The organism is Planctomycetota bacterium (genome assembly GCA_016872555.1).
GTDB lineage: Bacteria > Planctomycetota > Planctomycetia > Pirellulales > UBA1268 > F1-20-MAGs016.
The window spans coordinates 24,038-41,891 of sequence record VGZO01000031.1 but is presented as its reverse complement, the minus strand read 5'-3'; the positions used below and the strand labels follow the sequence as shown (position 1 = coordinate 41,891).

Below are 17,854 nucleotides of genomic sequence, written 5' to 3'. Positions count from 1 at the left end.
ACCGCTCCGCCCGCGGGCGGAGGTTTCGCCCGGCGACCCCTTCGGCCGACCGCGGTGTGACCGCACGTATCATGGATGGTTCGTCGCCCCACCCCGTTCACCCCGCGTGCCCGCCGATGACCGATCCGGTCAGCCACCGCCGTTCGCTGTCGCGGCAATTGGTGCTGCCGGTCGTGGGGTTGATCCTCGCCGCCGTGCTCATCAACGTCGTCTGCGCGGCGTGGCTCGCGGCCCGGCGCTCGGCGGCGGTCGCCGAGCGGCAGGCGACCCAGGTGGCGTCGGCACTGGCCGCTTCGCGGGTGCCGCTGTCGCCGGTCGTCCTCGACGCGCTCGACCGGCTCACCGGCTGCCGATTCGTGTCGCTCGATCCGATCGCGGGGCGGGTCAGCGGCGGCACGCTCCCCCGCTCCGACGCCGAGGCATTTCCCGTCGCCGCGCAGTCGCGCGGCCGGGTCGACCTGCCGTCCGGTCCCCACCGGATCGCGTTGATTCCCGCCGACGGCAGACCCGAGGCGGTCGCCGTGCTCGCGCCGATCCCGCCGTTGGCTGCGGCGACGCTCGAGGCGGTGGCACCGGCGCTGGCCGTCGCCGCCGGCACGCTGGCGGTGCTCGTGCCCCTCGGCTTGGCGGCGACGCGCGGCCTGGCGCGGCGGCTGACCGGGATCGAGGAGCACGTCGAATTGATCGCCGCCGGGCGGTTCGACGACGGCGCCGCACCGCCGCCCGACGCGCCACCGCCGACCGCGGCGGGGGACGAGATCGACCGGCTCACGGCCGGCGTCGACCGGCTCGCCGGCGCGCTTGCCGGGCTGCGCCAGCGGCTCGTCGCCGGCGAACGGCAGCGGCTCCTCGGCCAGCTGGCCGCCGGATTCGCCCACGAATTGCGCAACTGCCTCACCGGCTGCCGGCTGGCGATCGATCTCCACCGCCGGCGCTGCCCCGCCGGCGACGAGAGCCTCGCCGTCGCCGTCCGCCAACTCGACATCGTCGAGGAGGAGGTCCGTGGCCTGCTGGCGCTGGGGCGCCCCGCCGATGCCGCCGAGGTCACCGTGACCGTCAGCGCGCTTGTCGACGAAGTCCACGACCTCGTCGCCGCGCGCTGCACCCATGCCGGGGTCGGCCTGGCCCGCGCGCCCGCCACCGGCCTGGCGATCCGCGGCCGGCGCGAGCCGTTGCGGGCGGCACTTGTCAATCTCGCCCTCAACGCGATCGACGCGGCCGGCCCGGGAGGCAGCGTCCGGCTCGTGGCCACGGCCGACGGGACCGGCGTCAGCCTCGCCGTCGAGGACGACGGCCCCGGACCGCCGGCCGAGCTTGCCGCCACGCTCCACGAGCCGTTCGTCACCGGCAAGGCCGAGGGGATCGGCCTCGGGCTGGCCGTCGCCGGTGCCGTGGCCGAGGCCCACGGAGGCCGTCTCGCCTGGGACCGGGCCCAGGGGCGGACGCGGTTCGCACTGGAATTACCGGCCGAGCGGATCGTGCCGGTCGCCGCCGCGCTGGGCTGCGTGCCATGAGCCGGATCCTCGTGGTCGATGACGAGCCGGCGATCGGCTGGAGCCTTCGCGAGGTGCTCCGCGACGCCGGCCACGACGTCGCCGTCGCCGCCAACCTCCCCGCCGCGCTCGACGCCTGCGGGTCCGCCGCGCCCGACCTGGTGCTCCTCGACGTTCGGCTCCGCGAGCGCGACGGGATCGACGCGATCCCCGACTTCCTGGCGCTGGCGCCGCGCGCGGCGGTCGTCGTGATGACGGCGTTCGGCGATCTCGAGACCGCAGTCCGCGCCGTCCAGGCCGGAGCGCGAGAGTACCTCGTCAAGCCGTTCGATCTCGAGAACGTCACGGCGGTCGTCGCCCGACTCCTCGCGGTGGACCGGCTGGCCGACGCGGCGCCCGCCGAAGCGACCACGCCCGGGCTGGTGGGGCGCTCGGCGGCGATGCAGACGGTCTTCAAGCGGATTGCCCTCGCGGCGGCGGCAGACCTGCCCGTGCTCCTCAGTGGCCCGACCGGCACCGGCAAGGAGCTGGCCGCGCGGGCGATCCACGCCCACGGCCCCCGGCGCCATGGGGCGCTGGTCACCGCCAACCTCGCGGCGCTCGCGCCCGGTCTGGTCGAGAGCGAGCTGTTCGGCCACGTCCGCGGCGCGTTCACCGGGGCCCATGCCGATCACGCCGGGCTGTTCGCCCGCGGCCACGGCGGGACGGTGTTCCTCGACGAGATCGGCGACGCTCCCCCCGAGGTCCAGGCGCGGCTGCTGCGCGTCATCGAGAGCGGCGAGATCCAGCCGGTCGGTGCCGCGGCGGTGCAGCGCGTCGACGTGCGGATCATCGCCGCCACCAATCGCGATCTCCGCGGAGACCGGGAGGTGGGGCGGTTCCGGGCCGACCTCTACCACCGGCTCGCCGCGTTCGCGATCGCGATGCCACCGCTGGCCGACCGGCTCGACGACCTGCCGCTGCTGGTGGGTCATTTCCTCGCCGGGCGCCGCCCCCCTCCGCAGGTCAGCGCGGCGTTCCTGGCGGCGCTCGCCATCCGCCCCTGGCCGGGCAACGTCCGCGAACTGCGCCATGCCGTCGAGCACGCCGCCATCGTCGCCCGCGGCGGCCCGCTCCTGCCGGAGCACCTACCGGCGCCAATCGGCACCGCCGCGCCCCCCGGCCACACCGCCTCCGAGGTGGTGGCGGCAGTGCGGCGCTGGGCGGCGGCTGAGGGCGCCACCTCCGACTCCCCCTCCGACCTCCACGCACGCCTGCTGGCGCTGGTGGAGCCAACGCTGGCGGAGGAGATCCTCGCCCAGGAACAGGGCAACCTCACCGCCGCCGCCCGGCGGCTCGGCCTCGACCGGGCGACGCTTCGGAACCGGCTCGGCCGGTGAAGCATTCGCCGCGCGCGGCGACGGATTCACCGCGCTGCGTTGACCGGGCGGGAGAAGCGCCGCCGCGTTCCCGGCCGACCCGAGCGGCGGATGGCACCGTGGCGTCCGGCACGCGACGTGCTATGCCGTGCTATCCATAGAAGGGACATGGTCCCGGCCCCCGACCGATACCAGCCCCCGACCAGGAGCGCGTGCTCATGGCCTCCTCCCCGATCACCAGCGGTCGTCGCCGCCCTGCGCCGCGCCGTGGTTTCACGCTCGTCGAACTGCTGGTGGTGATCGCGATCATCGGCACGCTGATGGGGCTGCTGCTCCCGGCGGTCCAGGCGGCGCGCGAGGCGGCGCGGCGAACGGGGTGCCACAACAACGTCCGGCAACTCGCGTTGGCGGTCCACAACTACGAAGGCGCCCGGCGGCACTTTCCGCCGAGCATGATCCATGCACCGGGGACGTCGTTCGTCAGCAACAACGGCTCGTGGGGCATCCTCGGCCGGATCCTCCCGTTCGTCGAGGAGGGGAATGCCGCGGTGAAGCTCGATCTCGAGAGGGCCTGGGACCAACCGCCCAACAGCACCACCGGTGTGCCCACGACGCGGGTCGGTATCTTCCTCTGCCCGAGCGAGAAGAACGACACGGTCCGGCTCAAGAACAACGCCCCGTTCGTCTATCCGCACACCTACGGCTTCAACTTCGGCACGTGGTTCGTCTACGACCCGGCGACGGGAAACGGCGGCGACGGTGCCTTCCATCCCAACTCCCGCTTCAAGACCGGGATGTTCACCGACGGGCTGGCCAAGACGCTGTGCCTGGCAGAGGTGAAGGCGTTCACGCCCTACGTCCGCAACACGGCCGACCCCGGAGCGACTTTCCCCGCCCCCCTGCCGCCGACGCTCCCGGCCGAGGTGGTCGCGCTGGCCGGCGGTAGCCCGTCGGATCCCAAGCTCGGTCCCACGACCAACGACTGCACCGGCCACACCGAATGGCCCGACGGCCGCGTCCACCACGCCGGGTTCACGACCGTGTTCACGCCGAACACGCGAGTCCCCCTCACCGTCGGCGGGATCACGCACGACATCGACTACAACTCGCGCCAGGAGGGCAACAGCGCCACGATTCGCACGTTCGCGGCGATCACCGCGCGGAGCCATCACGCCGGGACGGTCGCCGTCGCGATGATGGACGGCTCGGTCCGTGCGCTCGGCGACGATGTCGCGCTGGCGGTGTGGCGCGCGCTCGGGACGCGCTCGGGCGGGGAAACCACGTCGCCGGAGTGAACCGATCCCGCCCCGACCGACGGCGACCGATATACTGCCCCTCCGCCGCGTCCCAGCCCCCGCGCGAGGTCATCATGCTGCAGCCCGGTTTCCTTCCCCGGCCGTTGCCCGCCGCGAGCCGCCGTCGCCTTCTCGGGATGGCGGCGCTCGGAACGGTGTTCGCCACCCGTCGCGGTGCCTACGCCGACGAACTGGTCCGCACTGCCGCCCAGACCGAGGGCCCGTTCTTTCCCGACCGGCTGCCGCTCGACACCGACAACGACCTGCTGATCATCAACGACTCGTCGTCGCCGGCCGACGGCGTCGTCACCTGGCTGTCGGGCCGGATCCTCTCCGCCACCGGCACGCCGCTGCGCGGCGCCGTGGTCGAGATCTGGCAGTGCGACGCCCATGGGGCCTACCTCCACTCGGGCAGCGTCAATGGCTCGCGCCGCGACGGACATTTCCAGGGGTACGGCCGGTTCGTCACCGGCACCGACGGCCGCTACGGCTTCCGCACGATCAAGCCGGTGGCCTACCCGGGGCGCGCGCCCCACATCCACGTCCGCATCAGCCGCGGTGACACCCGCCTGCTCACCACGCAGTGCTACGTGCGCGGCGATGCCGGCAATGAGCGTGACGGGATCCTCCGCGCGCTTCCGGCCGGTCCGGTGCGCGACAGCGTGCTGGCCGACTTCCGCCCGCTGGAAGGATCGCGGATCGGCGAGCTCACCGCCGCGTTCGACGTCGTCCTCGGGGTCACGCCCGCCGATTCCTGACGCCCCGACCGGCCGGCGCCGTCCGGTCCCGATGCTTTCTCCGCCGGTGACGCCCCTCTACAATCGCGGGCTTCCCGGTTCTTTTCTTGTCACTGACGATTCCCAGGAGCGACGCATGGACATTCTCGGTGAGATCCTCAAGCAGGTGCTGGCCGGCGCCCAGCAGCAGCAACAGCAACCGCAGCAACCGCAGCGCGCCCCGCAGCCGCCCCAGGGGCGCGGCCCGCAGGGCGGCCCGCCGCAGGGGATGCCGTCTCCCGACGATCTCTCCGAGATCTTCAAGCAGATCTTCGGCGGTGGCCAGGCCGAGAAGCTCCCCGACGTCGTCCGCCAGTTCGAGGAGAAGGGGCTGCGTGAGCAGGTCGATTCGTGGGTCCGGACCGGTCCCAACAAGCCGGTCGATCGTCGGCAGATCGACGACGTGTTCGGCAGCCGCGAGATCGACGAGTTGGCGCGGAAGCGCAACATCGATCGTGAGCACCTCGCCGAGGTCCTCAGCCGCTACATCCCCAAGATCATCGACGAGCTGACCCCGACCGGTCAGATCGACCCGCGGCGGCGCTGATTGTCCGTGGACAAAGCCGCCGGTCGCGGGACGGCCGGCTCATGCAGTCCACTCGGGCGACCGGGAAAACGCCCGGTGTTTCCCCGGTCGTCGCCGGACACGCTCGAAGGCTCTTGCCCGAGCGCCGCGCAACCGTCGCTACAGGCCGCACACCCGGCCGCGCTTGCCCCGCTTGTGCAGAGCGTCGGCGATGCCGCCGATATCCTCTTCGTCGGGACGCGATGCCGGTGCGGGTCGCCCACGGGGGACTCGTCACCGCCGCGACCGGCTTTCTCCTCATCCATCCATCATCCCTCATCCGGAATCGCCGCCGACCATGCCAACCCCCCGCCGCCGGCCGTCGTCCCACGGAGTGCAAAACCCGCTGGAGACCTATCTCCGCGACATCAACGACACGGCGCTGCTCACCGCTGACGACGAGAAGCGGCTGGCGACCGCGATCGCCGCCGGCGACGCCGCCGCCCGCGACCACATGGTGCGGGCGAACCTGCGCCTGGTGGTCAACATCGCCCGCGGCTACGCCAACCGCGGCCTTCCGCTCCCCGACCTCATCGAGGAGGGCAACCTCGGGCTGCTGCGCGCCGTCGAGGGATTCGACCCCAAGGTCGGCACGCGCTTCAGCACCTACGCCAGCTACTGGATCAAGCAGTCGATCAAGCGGGCGTTGATCAACTCCGGAAAGACGATCCGGATCCCCGCCTACATGGTCGAGCTGCTGTCGAAATGGCGGCGCGCCTCGGCCCGCCTGTTCGACGCCCTCGGGCGCACGCCGACCCCCGAGGAGGTGGCACGGTCCCTCGGCCTGGCCCGCAAGAAACTGCCGATCATCAAGAAGGCGATCCACGTCCATCAGGCCGCGCCGCAGACCGACCAGGCCGACGGCGGCTGGTCGCTCGGCGACCTGATCCGCGACGAGAACACGCGCTGTCCCGCCGAGGTGCTCCTCGACGCCGACACGCTGCGTTACGTGCTCGCCCGGATCGAGCGGCTCGACGAGCGGGCGGCGACGATCCTCCGCCTCCGCTTCGGCCTCGGTGGCGGGGAGCCGATGACCCTCAAGCAGATCGGCGCCGTGCTCGGGCTGACGCGGGAGCGCGTGCGCCAGATCGAGTCGGAGACCCTGGCGGCGCTGGCCGCCGAGATCGACGCCGCGCCCCGAGTCCGGATCCGCCTCAGGCAAGGGGCCTGAGTGTCTGCGGCCGCCAGGCCGTCCCTGCCCCCCAACCGGAGACCTCGATGGCCCCCGTCGATCTGACACGCCACATCCGCGACATCCCCGACTTCCCCAAGCCGGGGATCCTGTTCCGCGACATCACGCCGCTGCTGGCCGACGGTCCGGCCCTGGCGACGGCCGTCGAGCGCCTCGCGGCTCCATGGCTGGGGGCAGGCCTCGACGCCGTCGTCGCCGTCGAGGCGCGCGGGTTCCTGTTCGCGGTGCCGGTGGCGCTGCGGCTGGGGATCGGCGTCGTGCCGGTGCGCAAGCCGGGCAAGCTGCCGGCCGACACGATCGGCCACGACTACGACCTCGAATACGGCCGCGACCGATTGGAGATGCACCGCGGGATCCTCGCCGCCGGGGCCAGGGTCCTGGTGGTCGACGACGTCCTCGCGACGGGGGGCACGGCGGCGGCCTGCATGCGGCTGGCCGAGGCGGGCGGCGCGTCAGTGGTGGGGGCGGCGTTCCTGGTGGAACTGGCGGCGCTCGGCGGGCGGGAGCGCCTCGCACCGGCCCGGGTCGAGAGCGTGCTGGTGTACTGACCGGCGGACGGCCCGTTCCGACCCGTTCGTCCGCAGCGACGGTCCACCGAACGGCGGGGGGTGCGGCCACCGGCGGCCTCGGGAGGGCGAAAGAAGGCCCGATTCGCGGGGTCCGGCGGTGGTTTTTCCCCTGCCCGAATCCCGGAACTACGCTCTGTCGGGCGGGTTCGCGTACCCCGCTCCTCCCTGGAAGAGATGCCGATGCCGCCGATCCCGCAGCCGGTGTTCGTGGGTTTGCTCGTCATCCTCGGCCTCGTGGCCCTGGTGATGCTCACGCTGGTGTTCAACTACGGCCAGCTGTGGTTCCAGGCCTACTGGTCGAAGGCGCCGATCTCGTTCCTCGAGCTGCTCGGCATGAGCCTGCGGAAGGTCAACGCGCGGACGATCGTCCAGGCGCGGATCATGGCCGTGCAGGCCGGACTGGGGCGCGAGATCTCGTCGCGCAAGCTCGAGGCCCACTACCTCGCCGGCGGTGACGTGCCGCGGGTGATCCGCGCCCTGATCGCCGCCCACCGCGCCGACATCGACCTCGACTTCGACAAGGCCTGCGCCATCGACCTCGCCGGCCGCGACGTCCTCGACGCCGTCCAGACCAGCGTCAACCCCAAGGTCATCGACTGCCCCGACAATGCCAGCGGCAAGTCGACCCTGTCGGCCGTCGCCAAGAACGGCGTCGAACTGAAGATCGCCGCGCGGGTCACCGTGCGGACCAACATCCAGCAGCTCATCGGCGGCGCCACCGAGGAGACGATCATCGCCCGCGTCGGTGAGGGGATCATCACGTCGATCGGCTCGGCGGAAAGCCATTTCGACGTCATGGAGCACCCCGACACGATTTCCAAGGCGGTGCTCCAGCGCGGCCTCGACGCGCAGACGGCGTTTCAGATCGTGTCGATCGACATCGCCGACATCGAGGTCGGCGAGAACATCGGCGCCCGCCTCCAGGCCGACCAGGCCGAGGCCGACACGCGCGTCGCCCGGGCGAAGGCCGAGGAGCGGCGCAGCGTGGCGATCGCCCGTGAGCAGGAGATGAAGGCCGCGACGGCGGAGAACAAGGCCCGTCTCCTGCAGGCCGAGGCACTGGTGCCGACGTCGATGGGGGCCGCGTTCCGTGCCGGGCGGCTCGGCCGAGGGCTGCAGGAAGGGACGGACCCGGTGGGGGCCTGACGCCCCCCTTCCCGGGACCCACGGGAAACCTGGGGGTTTCCTACCCGCCGGGGGCTTTTTTTCAAAGTCGCCCGGTCCCGCGCGCCGATGAAGTGGCTTTCGGACGGGTCCGGTGCCCGGATGGCACGCGTCCCGCCGTCGCGACCGCTCGTTCCCGGCCGACCCTCAGGCCCGGAAAAGCCCAGGCAAGGGAGTGTGCACCAATGGCGCTGCGCAAGTTTCGGGTCTACACCGGTCCGGAGACCGAGTCGGTCGGCACCCTGCAGGTGGCGGCCCAGGAACGGGGCGTGCAGGTCACGCTCGGCGAAATCCTGCCGATCCTCGCCGATGCCGTCGCCAGCAACCGCACCTGGCTGACCGACTTCGAGTCGGACGAAGTGACCGTCTCGAGTGACCTCTACGACGTCCTCCAGGCCTACCGGCATTTCCGTCGCCCCGGCGCCTGACCGGCGCGGCGGCGCGCCGCGGTAGACTCCCCGGGGCTTGCTGTCCGTGGACAACGCCATCGGCTGCATCCGGCGGCCGATCAGTTTTTCCACGGTCTGCTCGGCCAACCCGGGGGAGCGTTCGCATGGCCACCAGCCGCCGTGACTTCGTCTCGCAGGCACTCGCCCTGGCCACCGCGGCGCTGGCCGACGGTCGGCCGCCGGTGGCCGCCGAGCCTGCCGCCACGGCTGCGGCCATCGCGACCGGCGACACGCTGCGGGTCGCCGTCATCGGCGTCAACGGCCAGGGCCGGGCCCACGTCGACAACTGGCTCGACACGCCCGGCGTCGAACTGGTGGCGATCTGCGACTGTGATCCAGCCGCATCGGCGCGCTGCCTGGCACAGGTGGAGAAACGCAAGCAGCCGCCGCGCCGGCTGCCCGAGGCGGTCGCCGACGTCCGCCGCCTCCTCGAGCGGAAGGACATCGACGCCGTCTCGATCGCCACCCCCAACCACTGGCACGCGCTGATGGCGGTGTGGGCGATGCAGGCCGGCAAGGACGTGTATGTCGAGAAGCCCTGCAGCCACACCGTCGAGGAGGGACGGGTGATCACGCAGTGGGCGCGGAACCTCGGGAAGATGTGCCAGATGGGGGTGCAGAGCCGGAGCATGACCGGGATGCGGCAGACCCTCGAGTTCCTCGCCAGCGGGGCGATCGGACCGGTCACGGTCGCCCGGGCGATCTGTTACCGCCGCCGCGACTCGATCGGTCTGGTCGACACGCCGGCGCCGCTGCCGCCGGGGCTCGACTTCGACCTCTGGGCCGGCCCGGCCCCGGCCGAGGTCCCGATCCGCCAGCGCCTGCACTATGACTGGCACTGGGACAAGCGCACCGGCAACGGCGACATCGGCAACCAAAACCCCCACGAGCTCGACAAGGCACGCTGGGCCCTCGGCAAGCACGAGCTCCCGCGCCGCGTCGTCAGCCTCGGCGGCCGGCTCGGCTACCGCGACAACGGCGACGTCGCCAATAGCCAAGTCACCCTCTACCAGTGGGACGACGCCCTGCTCATCTCCGATGTCCGCGGGCTCGAGATCAAGACGCCGGTCACGTTCGGACTCGCCGGCGGGCCGTTCAACGGCGCCTGCAACATCTGGTATGGCACCAGCGGCTATGCCGTCGGCCCGAATTACTCGTCGGGGATCGCCTTCGACTACGACGGCCACGAGCTGGGGCGGTGGAGCGGCGGCACCTACCAGGCGCATTTCGCCAACTTCGTCACGGCGATCAAGAGCCGCGACCCCGCCGACCTCCACCTCGACATCGAGGACGGCCACCTCTCCAGTGCCCTGGCGCACCTTGGCAACGTCTCGTGGGCACTCGGCGAGCCGCTCGAGCCACGGACGCCGCTGTCGCTCGGTCACCTCGACTTCCCCTTCGGTGGTCACGTCAGCGACACGCTGGCGAGCTTCCAGCGCTACCTCGACGACAACCGTGTCGATCTGGCGACGACGCGTCTCTCCCGCGGCCGCGAACTGGTCCTCGATCCGATTACAGAGCGGTCGACCGACGCCGACGCCAACGCCCTGTTCAGCCGCGAATACCGCCGCGGCTACGAGCTGCCCAGGGTGGGCTGACTTTCGCGCCCGCGGGGCCATCCATGGCCCCGGCGCGAGGGCATCAGCCCAGTGGTAAACTCTTCCGCTCGTGTTCGATCCGGACGCCGAGGGGAGGGTGAACCATGACGATCCGCCGCCGTGACATGCTCGAACGGACCTTGGCCCTGGCCGCCGCGTCGCTCGCCGGGATGCCGCGGGGTGGCGCCGCCGAGGCGCCCGCCACCACCCCGCGCCGCGTCGGGCCCAACGACAAGCTGCGCGTCGCCGTCGTCGGCACCAACGGCCGCGGTGGGGAGCACATCTCGCAGTGGCTCGCCCACCCCGAGACGGAGCTGGCGGCGATCTGCGACTGCGACCCGGCCGCGTTCGGCAAGTACGAGAAGCGCTTCGCGTCGCTCCAGCGCCCGCCGCAGTACGAGAAGGACATCCGCAAGCTCCTCGAGCGGAAGGACATCGACCTGGTGTCGATCGCCTCGCCCAACCATTGGCACGCGCTGATGGCGATCTGGGCGATGCAGGCCGGCAAGGACGTGTACGTCGAGAAGCCCTGCAGCCACACCGTCGAAGAGGGACGGGTGATCACGCAGTGGGCACGGAAGCTCGGGAAGATGTGCCAGATGGGGGCGCAGAGCCGGAGCATGACCGGGATGCGCGAGACGATCGACTTCGTCCGCAGCGGCAAGCTCGGGGCGGTGAAGGTCGCCCACGCGCTGTGCTACAAGCGCCGCCCGAGCATCGGTCTGGTCGACACGCCGGCGCCGCTGCCGCCGGGGCTCGACTTCGACCTCTGGGCCGGCCCGGCGCCGGCCGAGGTGCCGATCCGCCAGCGCCTCCACTATGACTGGCACTGGGACAAGCGCACCGGCAACGGCGACATCGGCAACCAAAACCCCCACGAGCTCGACAAGGCTCGCTGGGGACTCGGCAAGGCCGAGTTCCCCCGCCGCGTCGTCAGCCTCGGCGGCCGCCTCGGCTACCGCGACAACGGCGACGTCGCCAACAGCCAGGTCACTCTCTTCCAGTGGGACGACGCCCTGCTCATCTCCGATGTCCGCGGGCTCGAGATCAAGACGCCGGTCACGTTCGGGCTCGCCGGCGGGCCGCTCGCAGTCGGCAACATCTGGTGGGGCACCGAGGGCTACGCGGTGTCGACCAATTACCAGTCGGGGGTGGCATTCGACTACGACGGCCACGAACTGGGGAAGTGGAGCGGCGGCTCGAGCCAGGCCCATTTCGCCAACCTCGTCACCGCGATCAAAAGCCGTAACCACACCGACCTCGTCCTCGACATCGAAGACGGCCATCTGTCGAGCGCCCTGGCCCACCTCGGCAACGTCTCCTGGGCGCTCGGCACGGCGGTGCCGGCCGGCACGCGGCCCACGCTTTCCGCCAACGAGGCGGCGGTGAAGAAGACGCTCGAGGGCTTCGAGGCGCATCTCGCCGAGAACGGAGTCGACTTCGCCGAGACGAAGCTGTTCCTCGGCCGCGAGTTGGAGATCGACCCGAAGGCCGAACGGGCCCTCGACAGCGCCGCCAACGCGCTGTTCACGAAGGAATACCGCAAGGGCTACGAACTGCCGCGCGTCTGAACTGTCCGTGAACGAGGCCCTCTCCGGCCCTGACCGGCCGCGGGATGGCCGGCTCACGCAGTCCACGCAGGCGACCGCGGCACACGCCGAGGGTTTCCCGGTGCGCCGGTGGCCGAGACCCCCTGGGCCACGGGCCGCGAACCGACCGGATCGCGGTCAGCCGTCGACGGGTCGCTCCGGGCCGGCGAGGTGGAGCTGCCAGAACTCGAGGTCGAGCCAGCGGCCGAACTTGAACCCCGCCTGGCGGATCGTGCCGGCGTGGGCGAACCCCGCCCGGCGGTGGAGCGTTTTGCTGGCGACGTTGTCGGCGTCGATGCCGCCGACGAGAAGATGCAGTTCGCGTGCCGTCGCCTCGGCGACGATCGCCGCGAGCAACCGGCGCCCGACACCGCGGCCGCGGTGGGCGGGGTGGACGTAGACCGAGTGCTCGACGGTGTACTTGAACGCCGGGAAGGGACGGAACGGGCCCCAGGTGGCGAACCCGGCCAGCGCCCCGTCGTCGGCCTCGATGCCGAGCACCGGCAGGCCCGCCCGCGACTTGCCGTCCCACCAGGCCGCGACCGTCTCGGCGCTGCGCGGGTGGTATTCGTAGAGGGCGGTGGTGCCGACGATGGCGTCGTTGTAGATCTCGCGGATCGCCCCGAGGTGCCGTGGGGCACAGCGGATCACGCCGGGATCGCCGCTCACGCTCTCCCCTCCGCCGGCCGTGGCGCCGTCAGCAGCGACACCGCGACGAGGACCGCGAACCCCAGCGGGATCGTCACCAGACCCGGCTGGCTGAAGGGCATCGGTGCCGCCTCGCGCGGCCAGCCGTAGACCTTCTCGAAGGTGTCGGCGGAGAGGAGGATCCACGCCAGCGACGACAGCATCCCGACCGTGACTGCCGCGATGATCCCCTGCTTGGTCGTCCGCGGCCAGAACAGCAGCATCACCAGCGCCGGGAGATTGGCGCTGGCGGCGATGTTGAACGCCCAGCCGACGAGGAAGCTGACGTTGAAGTCGCGGAACACGATCCCGAGGCCCATCGCCACGACGCCGAGGACGACGGCCGCGACCTTGCCGCAGCGAACCTTCTCGTGGTCGGTCATCGCCACGCCGAGGACGTGCTCGACGAGGTCGTGGGCCACCGCGCCGCTCCCCGCCATGATCAATCCGCTCACGGTGCCGAGCACGGTGGTGAAGGCAATCGCCGAAATCACCGCGAACAGCGTGTCGTTGAAGCTCTTGGCCAGCAGCGGCGCCGCCATGTTGGTGTCGGTCGGGTCGAGGGCCCCGGAGGTCATCGCCCCGAGGCCGAGGTACAGGGTGAGGACGTAGAACACGCCGATCGCGGCGATCCCCACCACGGTGCTGCGCCGTGCCGCCTCGCCGTCCTTGACGGTGTAGTAGCGGATGAGGATGTGCGGCAGCGAGGCGGTGCCACAGAACAGCGCGAGCATCAGGCTGGCGAAGTCGAGCCGGTCGGCGAGCCTGCCGGTGGTCAGTCCCTTGAACGAGCCCCCCGGCTTGAGCAGCTCCGCCCCGGAGCGGACGACGGGGGTGAACGTCGTCTCGGTGCCGGCGGCGGTGGCGGCCTTCTTTCCCGCCCAGGTGACGATCGACGAGTCCTCGAGCACGGCGAGGTATTCAAGCGCCCCCAGCGGCCCGGTCTCGCGCCGCCCGGCGAACCGCTCCGGCAGGGCGGCGATCGTCCCGACGGGGCGGAGGTCGTGGTCGCGCGATTGCGCCACCCCGTCGACGAGTACGGCGCCCGCGGGGGTCACGGTGCGGACCTGCGGCGTGAGGTCCTCGACGCCGGGGCGGCCGGCATTCTCCTTCAGGCCGCGCTGGAGGATCAACACGGTGAGGACGCCGCAGAAAAACACCAGCAGCGACCCCTTGATGAACTGGACCCACGTCGTCGAAACCATCCCCGCGGTGACGACGATCAGGGTCACGGTGACGCCGACGAGGATCACCCCGGCCTCGTGGGGAAGTCCGAGAAGCGGCCGGATCAGCGACCCGGCCCCGACCATCTGCGGGATCAGGTAGAAGACGCTCACCACCAACGTCGAGATCGCCACCGCGAGCTTGATGCCGCGGCTGCGAAAGCGCGCGTCGAGCGCGTCGGCGAACGTGAACCGGCCGAGCGCCTTGATCGGCTCGGCGATCACGAACAGGGCGACGATCCAGCCGGCGAGGAATCCGATCGAGTACAGGAAGCCGTCGTAGCCGGTGAAGGCGATCATCCCGCAGATGCCGAGGAACGACGCCGCGGAGAGATAGTCCCCCGCGAAGGCGATGCCGTTGACGAACCAGTGGATCTGACCGTGGGCGGCGTAGTAGCCGGCCGCCGACTGCCCCTTGCGACCGAGGAAAAACGACAGGCCGAGGACGCCGAGCACGAAAGCGGCGAAGATCGCGACGGCGGTCGCCGAGGTCTCGTGGAGCATCGGCCGTCACCCTCCGGAACGGTCCGAGCGCAGGACCATGTAGAGGACGGCGAGGAGGAAGGCGGCGGCGATCAACCCCATCCCGTAGGCGATCGCCAGATTCACGCCGCCGAAGGGGCGCTTCGACAGCAGGTCGGGGCGGACCAGCACCAGCGCCATGAACCCGCCGTACAGGGCGACGTACAGCCAGAACAGCGCCAGCCCCGTCCGCCGGCCGGCGGGGGTCGTCGGTGGCTGGCCGTCGCCCGGTCGGTGCATGCCGCGTCATTCCCCCGAGGAGTTCATCGGAAAAATGATTGTAGCCTGCCGAGTGGCCGCCGGCGGCGGCAGCCCGCGGCGCGGGAAATCGCCGCCGCGGGCCACCGTCGTGCCGGATCATGCCGCGGCGCTCACCAACCCGGCGCGAGCGGCGTGATCACGCCGTCGCCGCCGATGATCGTTTCGCCTGTCAGCCGGCTCCGGGAGCGGATCGAGGCGAAGCTCTCGTCGATCACCCACGACGAGTAGGCCGCCGTGAGCAGGCTCTCGGGCGATGTCGTCGCATCGTTGGAGATGTCCCAGAACATCATCCCCCCGAGACCGGAATCGGACGCCCACTGCGCCTTCTGGGCGATCGTCGTCGGCGTCTCGAACGAGCTGAAGATCCCCTCGGTGCCGCTGTACAGATAGGCGGCCTGGGCGCGATCGTCCCAGTGGAGTTTCCACGTGCTTCCGGCGGCCTGGAGCTTCGCCAACAACTCCTTGTAGTCGTAGTTGCCCGGCTCGAAGCTCCCCGGCGCCGCCCCCGCCGACTTCTCGGCGTAGCCGCCGTCGCCGCCGTCGATCACCCCCTTCCAGGCGCGCGTGTACATCGGCGCGCCGAGGACGATCTTCCGCGGATCGACGCCGGCCTTCGCGTAGGCGGCGACGGCGGTGCGGATGTCGTAGCCGGCCAGATCGGCGGTGAACGCGGCCAGATGCCCGGTGGTCGTCTCCCACGTTCCGTGGAAATCGTAGGTCATGACGTTGAAAAACGCGACCGACGGGGCCAACCCGGCGGCGTTGAAGTTCGCGATCTTGTCGACCCCCGCCGGCGCCGCAACCGAGATCTCGTAGCGCCTCCCGGTGCGTGCCTCGAGGCCGTCGAGCTTGGCGCGGAACGTCGCCAGCAGCAGGGCGTAGTTCCGCCCGTCGGCCGGGCTCGCCGAGTTGCCCCCCTCGCCGCCCCCCCCCGGGTATTCCCAGTCGAAGTCGATGCCGTCGAACATCCGGTAGGTCTCGAGGAACTTCACCAGCGACGCGGCGAACGTCTCGCGCCCCGTCGCCGTCGAGCAGACGGTGCTGAAGTGGTCGGACAGCGTCCAGCCGCCGACCGCGATGCTGACCCGGAGATGCGGGTACTTCTCCTTGAGCTGGGCGAGTTGGTTGAAGTTGCCCCACACCGTCTGCGTGGCGCGCGGATCCCCCGGCGGGTAGTACCAGAGGTCGGCCTCCCCGCTCACCGTCTCCCCGGCCGGGAAGCGCTTCTCGACGGCGGCGTAGCTGTCGAACAGCGCCACCGTTCCATTGCTCTTGAGGTCGAGGAACGAGTAGATGAGGTGGGTGAGCTTCTCGGCCGGGACGTCTGCGACCTGGAAGTTGCGGCCGTAGATGCCCCACTCGGGGAAGTAGGCCGCCAGCACCCGGTCGTGGCGGGCGATCGGGAGGGTGCCGGGATCGGGGGGCGGCGCGACGTCGTCGTTGACGATCCTGCCGGTGGCCGTGGCCTGCCCGAGCGTGGCGTTCTGCGGGGCGGTGAGCACGAGCGAAAACGTCTCGTCGGACTCGACCTGGGCGTCACCGATCACCGCCACGGCCACCTCCTGCCGTGTCGAGCCGACCGGGAACGTGACCGTGCCGGTGGCCGCGGTGTAATCGCTGCCGGCCGTCGCCGTGCCGTTGGCCGTCGCGTAGCTCACCGTCACGGGCGCCGTCGCCGCCTGCGACAGCGTCACGGCGAACAGCGCCCGCGCCGTCGCCCCCGCGGCCCCCTCCGTCACCGTCGCGCCGGCCACTGTCACCACAGGAACCAGCGGCGCGGGTGGGGGCGTCGTTCCCCCCAACGGCGCGCCGTTGAGCGTCCAATTCGTCGGCGCGGCGACCGTGCTGGCGGTGGTGGTGGCGGAGAACCCGAAGCTCACCGCACCACCGACGGGCACCGCGCCGTTCCAGCCGGCGTCACGGACGACGTAGCTCGTCCCGCCGGACACCGCCGTCCGGCCGTCGATCGTGCCGTTCCACAACGAGCTGATCGACCATGGCGCGGTGAACCCCAACCGCCACCCGGCCAGGGCCGTCAGGCCACCGTTCCTCAACGTCACCTGCCCCTGGAACCCCCCCTGCCACTGGTTGACGATCGAGAACGTCGCCGTCACCCCCTGCCCGGCCGGCGGGGTGTCGTCGTTGGTGATCGTGGCGTGGGCGGTCGACTGCCCGAGCGAAGCCCCCTGCGCCGCGGTGAGCTTGAGCGCGAACGTCTCGTCGGGTTCGACCGTCGCGTCACCGATCACCGCCACGGCCACCTCCTGCCGCGTCGATCCAGCCGGGAACGTGATCGTGCCGGTGGCCGCGGTGTAATCGCTGCCGGCCGTCGCCGTGCCGTTGGCCGTCGCGTAGCTCACCGTCACCGGCGTACTCACTGCCCGGGAGAGCGTCACCGCGAACACGGCCCGGCCGCCGCTCCCGGCGGCTCCCTCGGCCACGCTCGTGCCCGCCACCGACACCACCGGCAGCGCCGGCGCCGTGCCGCCGAGCGCCGCGCCATTGAGCACCCAGCCGGTCGGCGCCGGCGGCAGCACGCCCGCGGTCGGCGGCGTGGCGACGAACCCGAAACCGAGCTTCTTGCCGGCGTCGATCGTCGCGTTCCAGCCGACGTTGGCGACGGTGTAGGTCGTGCCGACGCGCGACACGATCTTCGCGTCCCAGATCGACGTGATCGTCGCCGTCGAGTCGAACGACAGTTTCCAGTCGGGGATCGCGGCGGCGGTCTGGTTGTCGAGCGTGATCGCCCCCTGGAAGCCGCTGCCCCAGAAATCGCTCACCGAGTAACCGGGCACGACGCCGGCGAGCAGGGCCCGCGATTCGAGTGACTCGCACGCCAACCGTTCCCGGCCCGCGAGGCGGGTCGCCGAGCGTCGCTGCTGCCGCGTCGCCCGGGGAGCCGCCCCGCTGCGGGGGGCGGCGTCGTCATTGCCGAAGAATCGACCGTGGAACCATGCGCGCGAGAATATGGGGGCCTCCGTTCATGGATGGAGTTCCGGACAGGAGAAGAGACCGGTCCACCTTCCAGAGCGGCTGCCCCCACGCGCCACGCTCCCGGACCGGTTCCTCCATTCCTACACCCGTTCGCCACCGCCGCAAGCAACAGGCGCGCA

Annotated in this window: 15 protein-coding genes; 11 read left to right on the top strand and 4 right to left on the bottom strand. The window is 71.4% G+C overall.

Features of this window, described 5'->3' with window-relative positions:
* The first annotated feature begins 71 nt into the window (after nt 1-71).
* From FJ309_11380 to FJ309_11330, 11 genes are all read left to right on the top strand, one after another.
* Complete coding sequence (locus FJ309_11380; protein MBM3955198.1) at nt 72-1,514, top strand: HAMP domain-containing histidine kinase; 1,443 nt, start codon at nt 72-74, stop codon at nt 1,512-1,514.
* Nucleotides 1,511-2,872 carry a sigma-54-dependent Fis family transcriptional regulator gene (locus FJ309_11375; protein ID MBM3955197.1) on the top strand — a complete coding sequence of 454 codons (1,362 nt, stop codon included), beginning with the start codon at nt 1,511-1,513 and terminating at the stop codon, nt 2,870-2,872. Before FJ309_11380 ends, FJ309_11375 begins: the two co-directional genes overlap by 4 nt.
* Before the next feature lie 197 nt (nt 2,873-3,069).
* A complete protein-coding gene (locus FJ309_11370) occupies nt 3,070-4,146 on the top strand; it encodes a DUF1559 domain-containing protein (GenBank protein ID MBM3955196.1) in 1,077 nt (358 codons plus the stop codon).
* A 74-nt stretch (nt 4,147-4,220) separates the two neighbouring features.
* Nucleotides 4,221-4,904, top strand: a complete 684-nt coding sequence (locus FJ309_11365; protein MBM3955195.1) for an intradiol ring-cleavage dioxygenase — start codon at nt 4,221-4,223, stop codon at nt 4,902-4,904.
* Between the two features lie 31 nt (nt 4,905-4,935).
* A complete protein-coding gene (locus FJ309_11360) occupies nt 4,936-5,469 on the top strand; it encodes a DUF937 domain-containing protein (GenBank protein MBM3955194.1) in 534 nt (177 codons plus the stop codon).
* Between the two features lie 190 nt (nt 5,470-5,659).
* Nucleotides 5,660-6,658 (top strand): sigma-70 family RNA polymerase sigma factor, encoded by a 999-nt coding sequence (locus FJ309_11355; GenBank protein ID MBM3955193.1) that lies wholly within the window; start codon nt 5,660-5,662, stop codon nt 6,656-6,658.
* A 47-nt stretch (nt 6,659-6,705) separates the two neighbouring features.
* Nucleotides 6,706-7,227, top strand: coding sequence for an adenine phosphoribosyltransferase (locus FJ309_11350; GenBank protein MBM3955192.1), 522 nt, complete (start codon nt 6,706-6,708; stop codon nt 7,225-7,227).
* Nucleotides 7,228-7,428: 201 nt separating this feature from the next.
* Nucleotides 7,429-8,394 (top strand): UPF0365 family protein, encoded by a 966-nt coding sequence (locus FJ309_11345; GenBank protein MBM3955191.1) that lies wholly within the window; start codon nt 7,429-7,431, stop codon nt 8,392-8,394.
* A 203-nt stretch (nt 8,395-8,597) separates the two neighbouring features.
* Entirely contained in the window at nt 8,598-8,840 is a 243-nt protein-coding gene (locus FJ309_11340; GenBank protein MBM3955190.1) for a hypothetical protein, read from the top strand.
* A 125-nt stretch (nt 8,841-8,965) separates the two neighbouring features.
* Nucleotides 8,966-10,459 (top strand): Gfo/Idh/MocA family oxidoreductase, encoded by a 1,494-nt coding sequence (locus tag FJ309_11335; GenBank protein MBM3955189.1) that lies wholly within the window; start codon nt 8,966-8,968, stop codon nt 10,457-10,459.
* A gap of 104 nt (nt 10,460-10,563) precedes the next feature.
* A complete protein-coding gene (locus FJ309_11330; GenBank protein MBM3955188.1) occupies nt 10,564-12,030 on the top strand; it encodes a Gfo/Idh/MocA family oxidoreductase in 1,467 nt (488 codons plus the stop codon).
* A 156-nt stretch (nt 12,031-12,186) separates the two neighbouring features.
* Here FJ309_11330 and FJ309_11325 read toward each other — a convergent pair whose 3' ends face one another.
* From FJ309_11325 to FJ309_11310, 4 genes are all read right to left on the bottom strand, one after another.
* Nucleotides 12,187-12,699: an N-acetyltransferase family protein gene (locus tag FJ309_11325; GenBank protein ID MBM3955187.1), complete on the bottom strand. Its 513-nt coding sequence runs from the start codon at nt 12,697-12,699 to the stop codon at nt 12,187-12,189.
* A 14-nt stretch (nt 12,700-12,713) separates the two neighbouring features.
* Nucleotides 12,714-14,462 (bottom strand): cation acetate symporter, encoded by a 1,749-nt coding sequence (locus tag FJ309_11320; GenBank protein ID MBM3955186.1) that lies wholly within the window; start codon nt 14,460-14,462, stop codon nt 12,714-12,716.
* 6 nt (nt 14,463-14,468) lie between these two features.
* Entirely contained in the window at nt 14,469-14,720 is a 252-nt protein-coding gene (locus FJ309_11315; GenBank protein MBM3955185.1) for a DUF485 domain-containing protein, read from the bottom strand.
* A 131-nt stretch (nt 14,721-14,851) separates the two neighbouring features.
* The gene (locus tag FJ309_11310; protein MBM3955184.1) at nt 14,852-17,581 is read right to left on the bottom strand and encodes a hypothetical protein; all 2,730 of its coding nucleotides are present in this window, start codon (nt 17,579-17,581) and stop codon (nt 14,852-14,854) included.
* Nucleotides 17,582-17,854: the final 273 nt, after the last annotated feature.

Bases quoted from the DNA above. Each gene is read 5' to 3' on its own strand.
- FJ309_11380 (MBM3955198.1), top strand. From the start codon at position 72: ATGGATGGTTCGTCGCCCCACCCCGTTCACCCCGCGTGCCCGCCGATG.
- FJ309_11375 (MBM3955197.1), top strand. From the start codon at position 1,511: ATGAGCCGGATCCTCGTGGTCGATGACGAGCCGGCGATCGGCTGGAGC.
- FJ309_11370 (MBM3955196.1), top strand. From the start codon at position 3,070: ATGGCCTCCTCCCCGATCACCAGCGGTCGTCGCCGCCCTGCGCCGCGC.
- FJ309_11365 (MBM3955195.1), top strand. From the start codon at position 4,221: ATGCTGCAGCCCGGTTTCCTTCCCCGGCCGTTGCCCGCCGCGAGCCGC.
- FJ309_11360 (MBM3955194.1), top strand. From the start codon at position 4,936: ATGCTTTCTCCGCCGGTGACGCCCCTCTACAATCGCGGGCTTCCCGGT.
- FJ309_11355 (MBM3955193.1), top strand. From the start codon at position 5,660: ATGCCGCCGATATCCTCTTCGTCGGGACGCGATGCCGGTGCGGGTCGC.
- FJ309_11350 (MBM3955192.1), top strand. From the start codon at position 6,706: ATGGCCCCCGTCGATCTGACACGCCACATCCGCGACATCCCCGACTTC.
- FJ309_11345 (MBM3955191.1), top strand. From the start codon at position 7,429: ATGCCGCCGATCCCGCAGCCGGTGTTCGTGGGTTTGCTCGTCATCCTC.
- FJ309_11340 (MBM3955190.1), top strand. From the start codon at position 8,598: ATGGCGCTGCGCAAGTTTCGGGTCTACACCGGTCCGGAGACCGAGTCG.
- FJ309_11335 (MBM3955189.1), top strand. From the start codon at position 8,966: ATGGCCACCAGCCGCCGTGACTTCGTCTCGCAGGCACTCGCCCTGGCC.
- FJ309_11330 (MBM3955188.1), top strand. From the start codon at position 10,564: ATGACGATCCGCCGCCGTGACATGCTCGAACGGACCTTGGCCCTGGCC.
- FJ309_11320 (MBM3955186.1), bottom strand. From the start codon at position 14,462: ATGCTCCACGAGACCTCGGCGACCGCCGTCGCGATCTTCGCCGCTTTC.
- FJ309_11315 (MBM3955185.1), bottom strand. From the start codon at position 14,720: ATGCACCGACCGGGCGACGGCCAGCCACCGACGACCCCCGCCGGCCGG.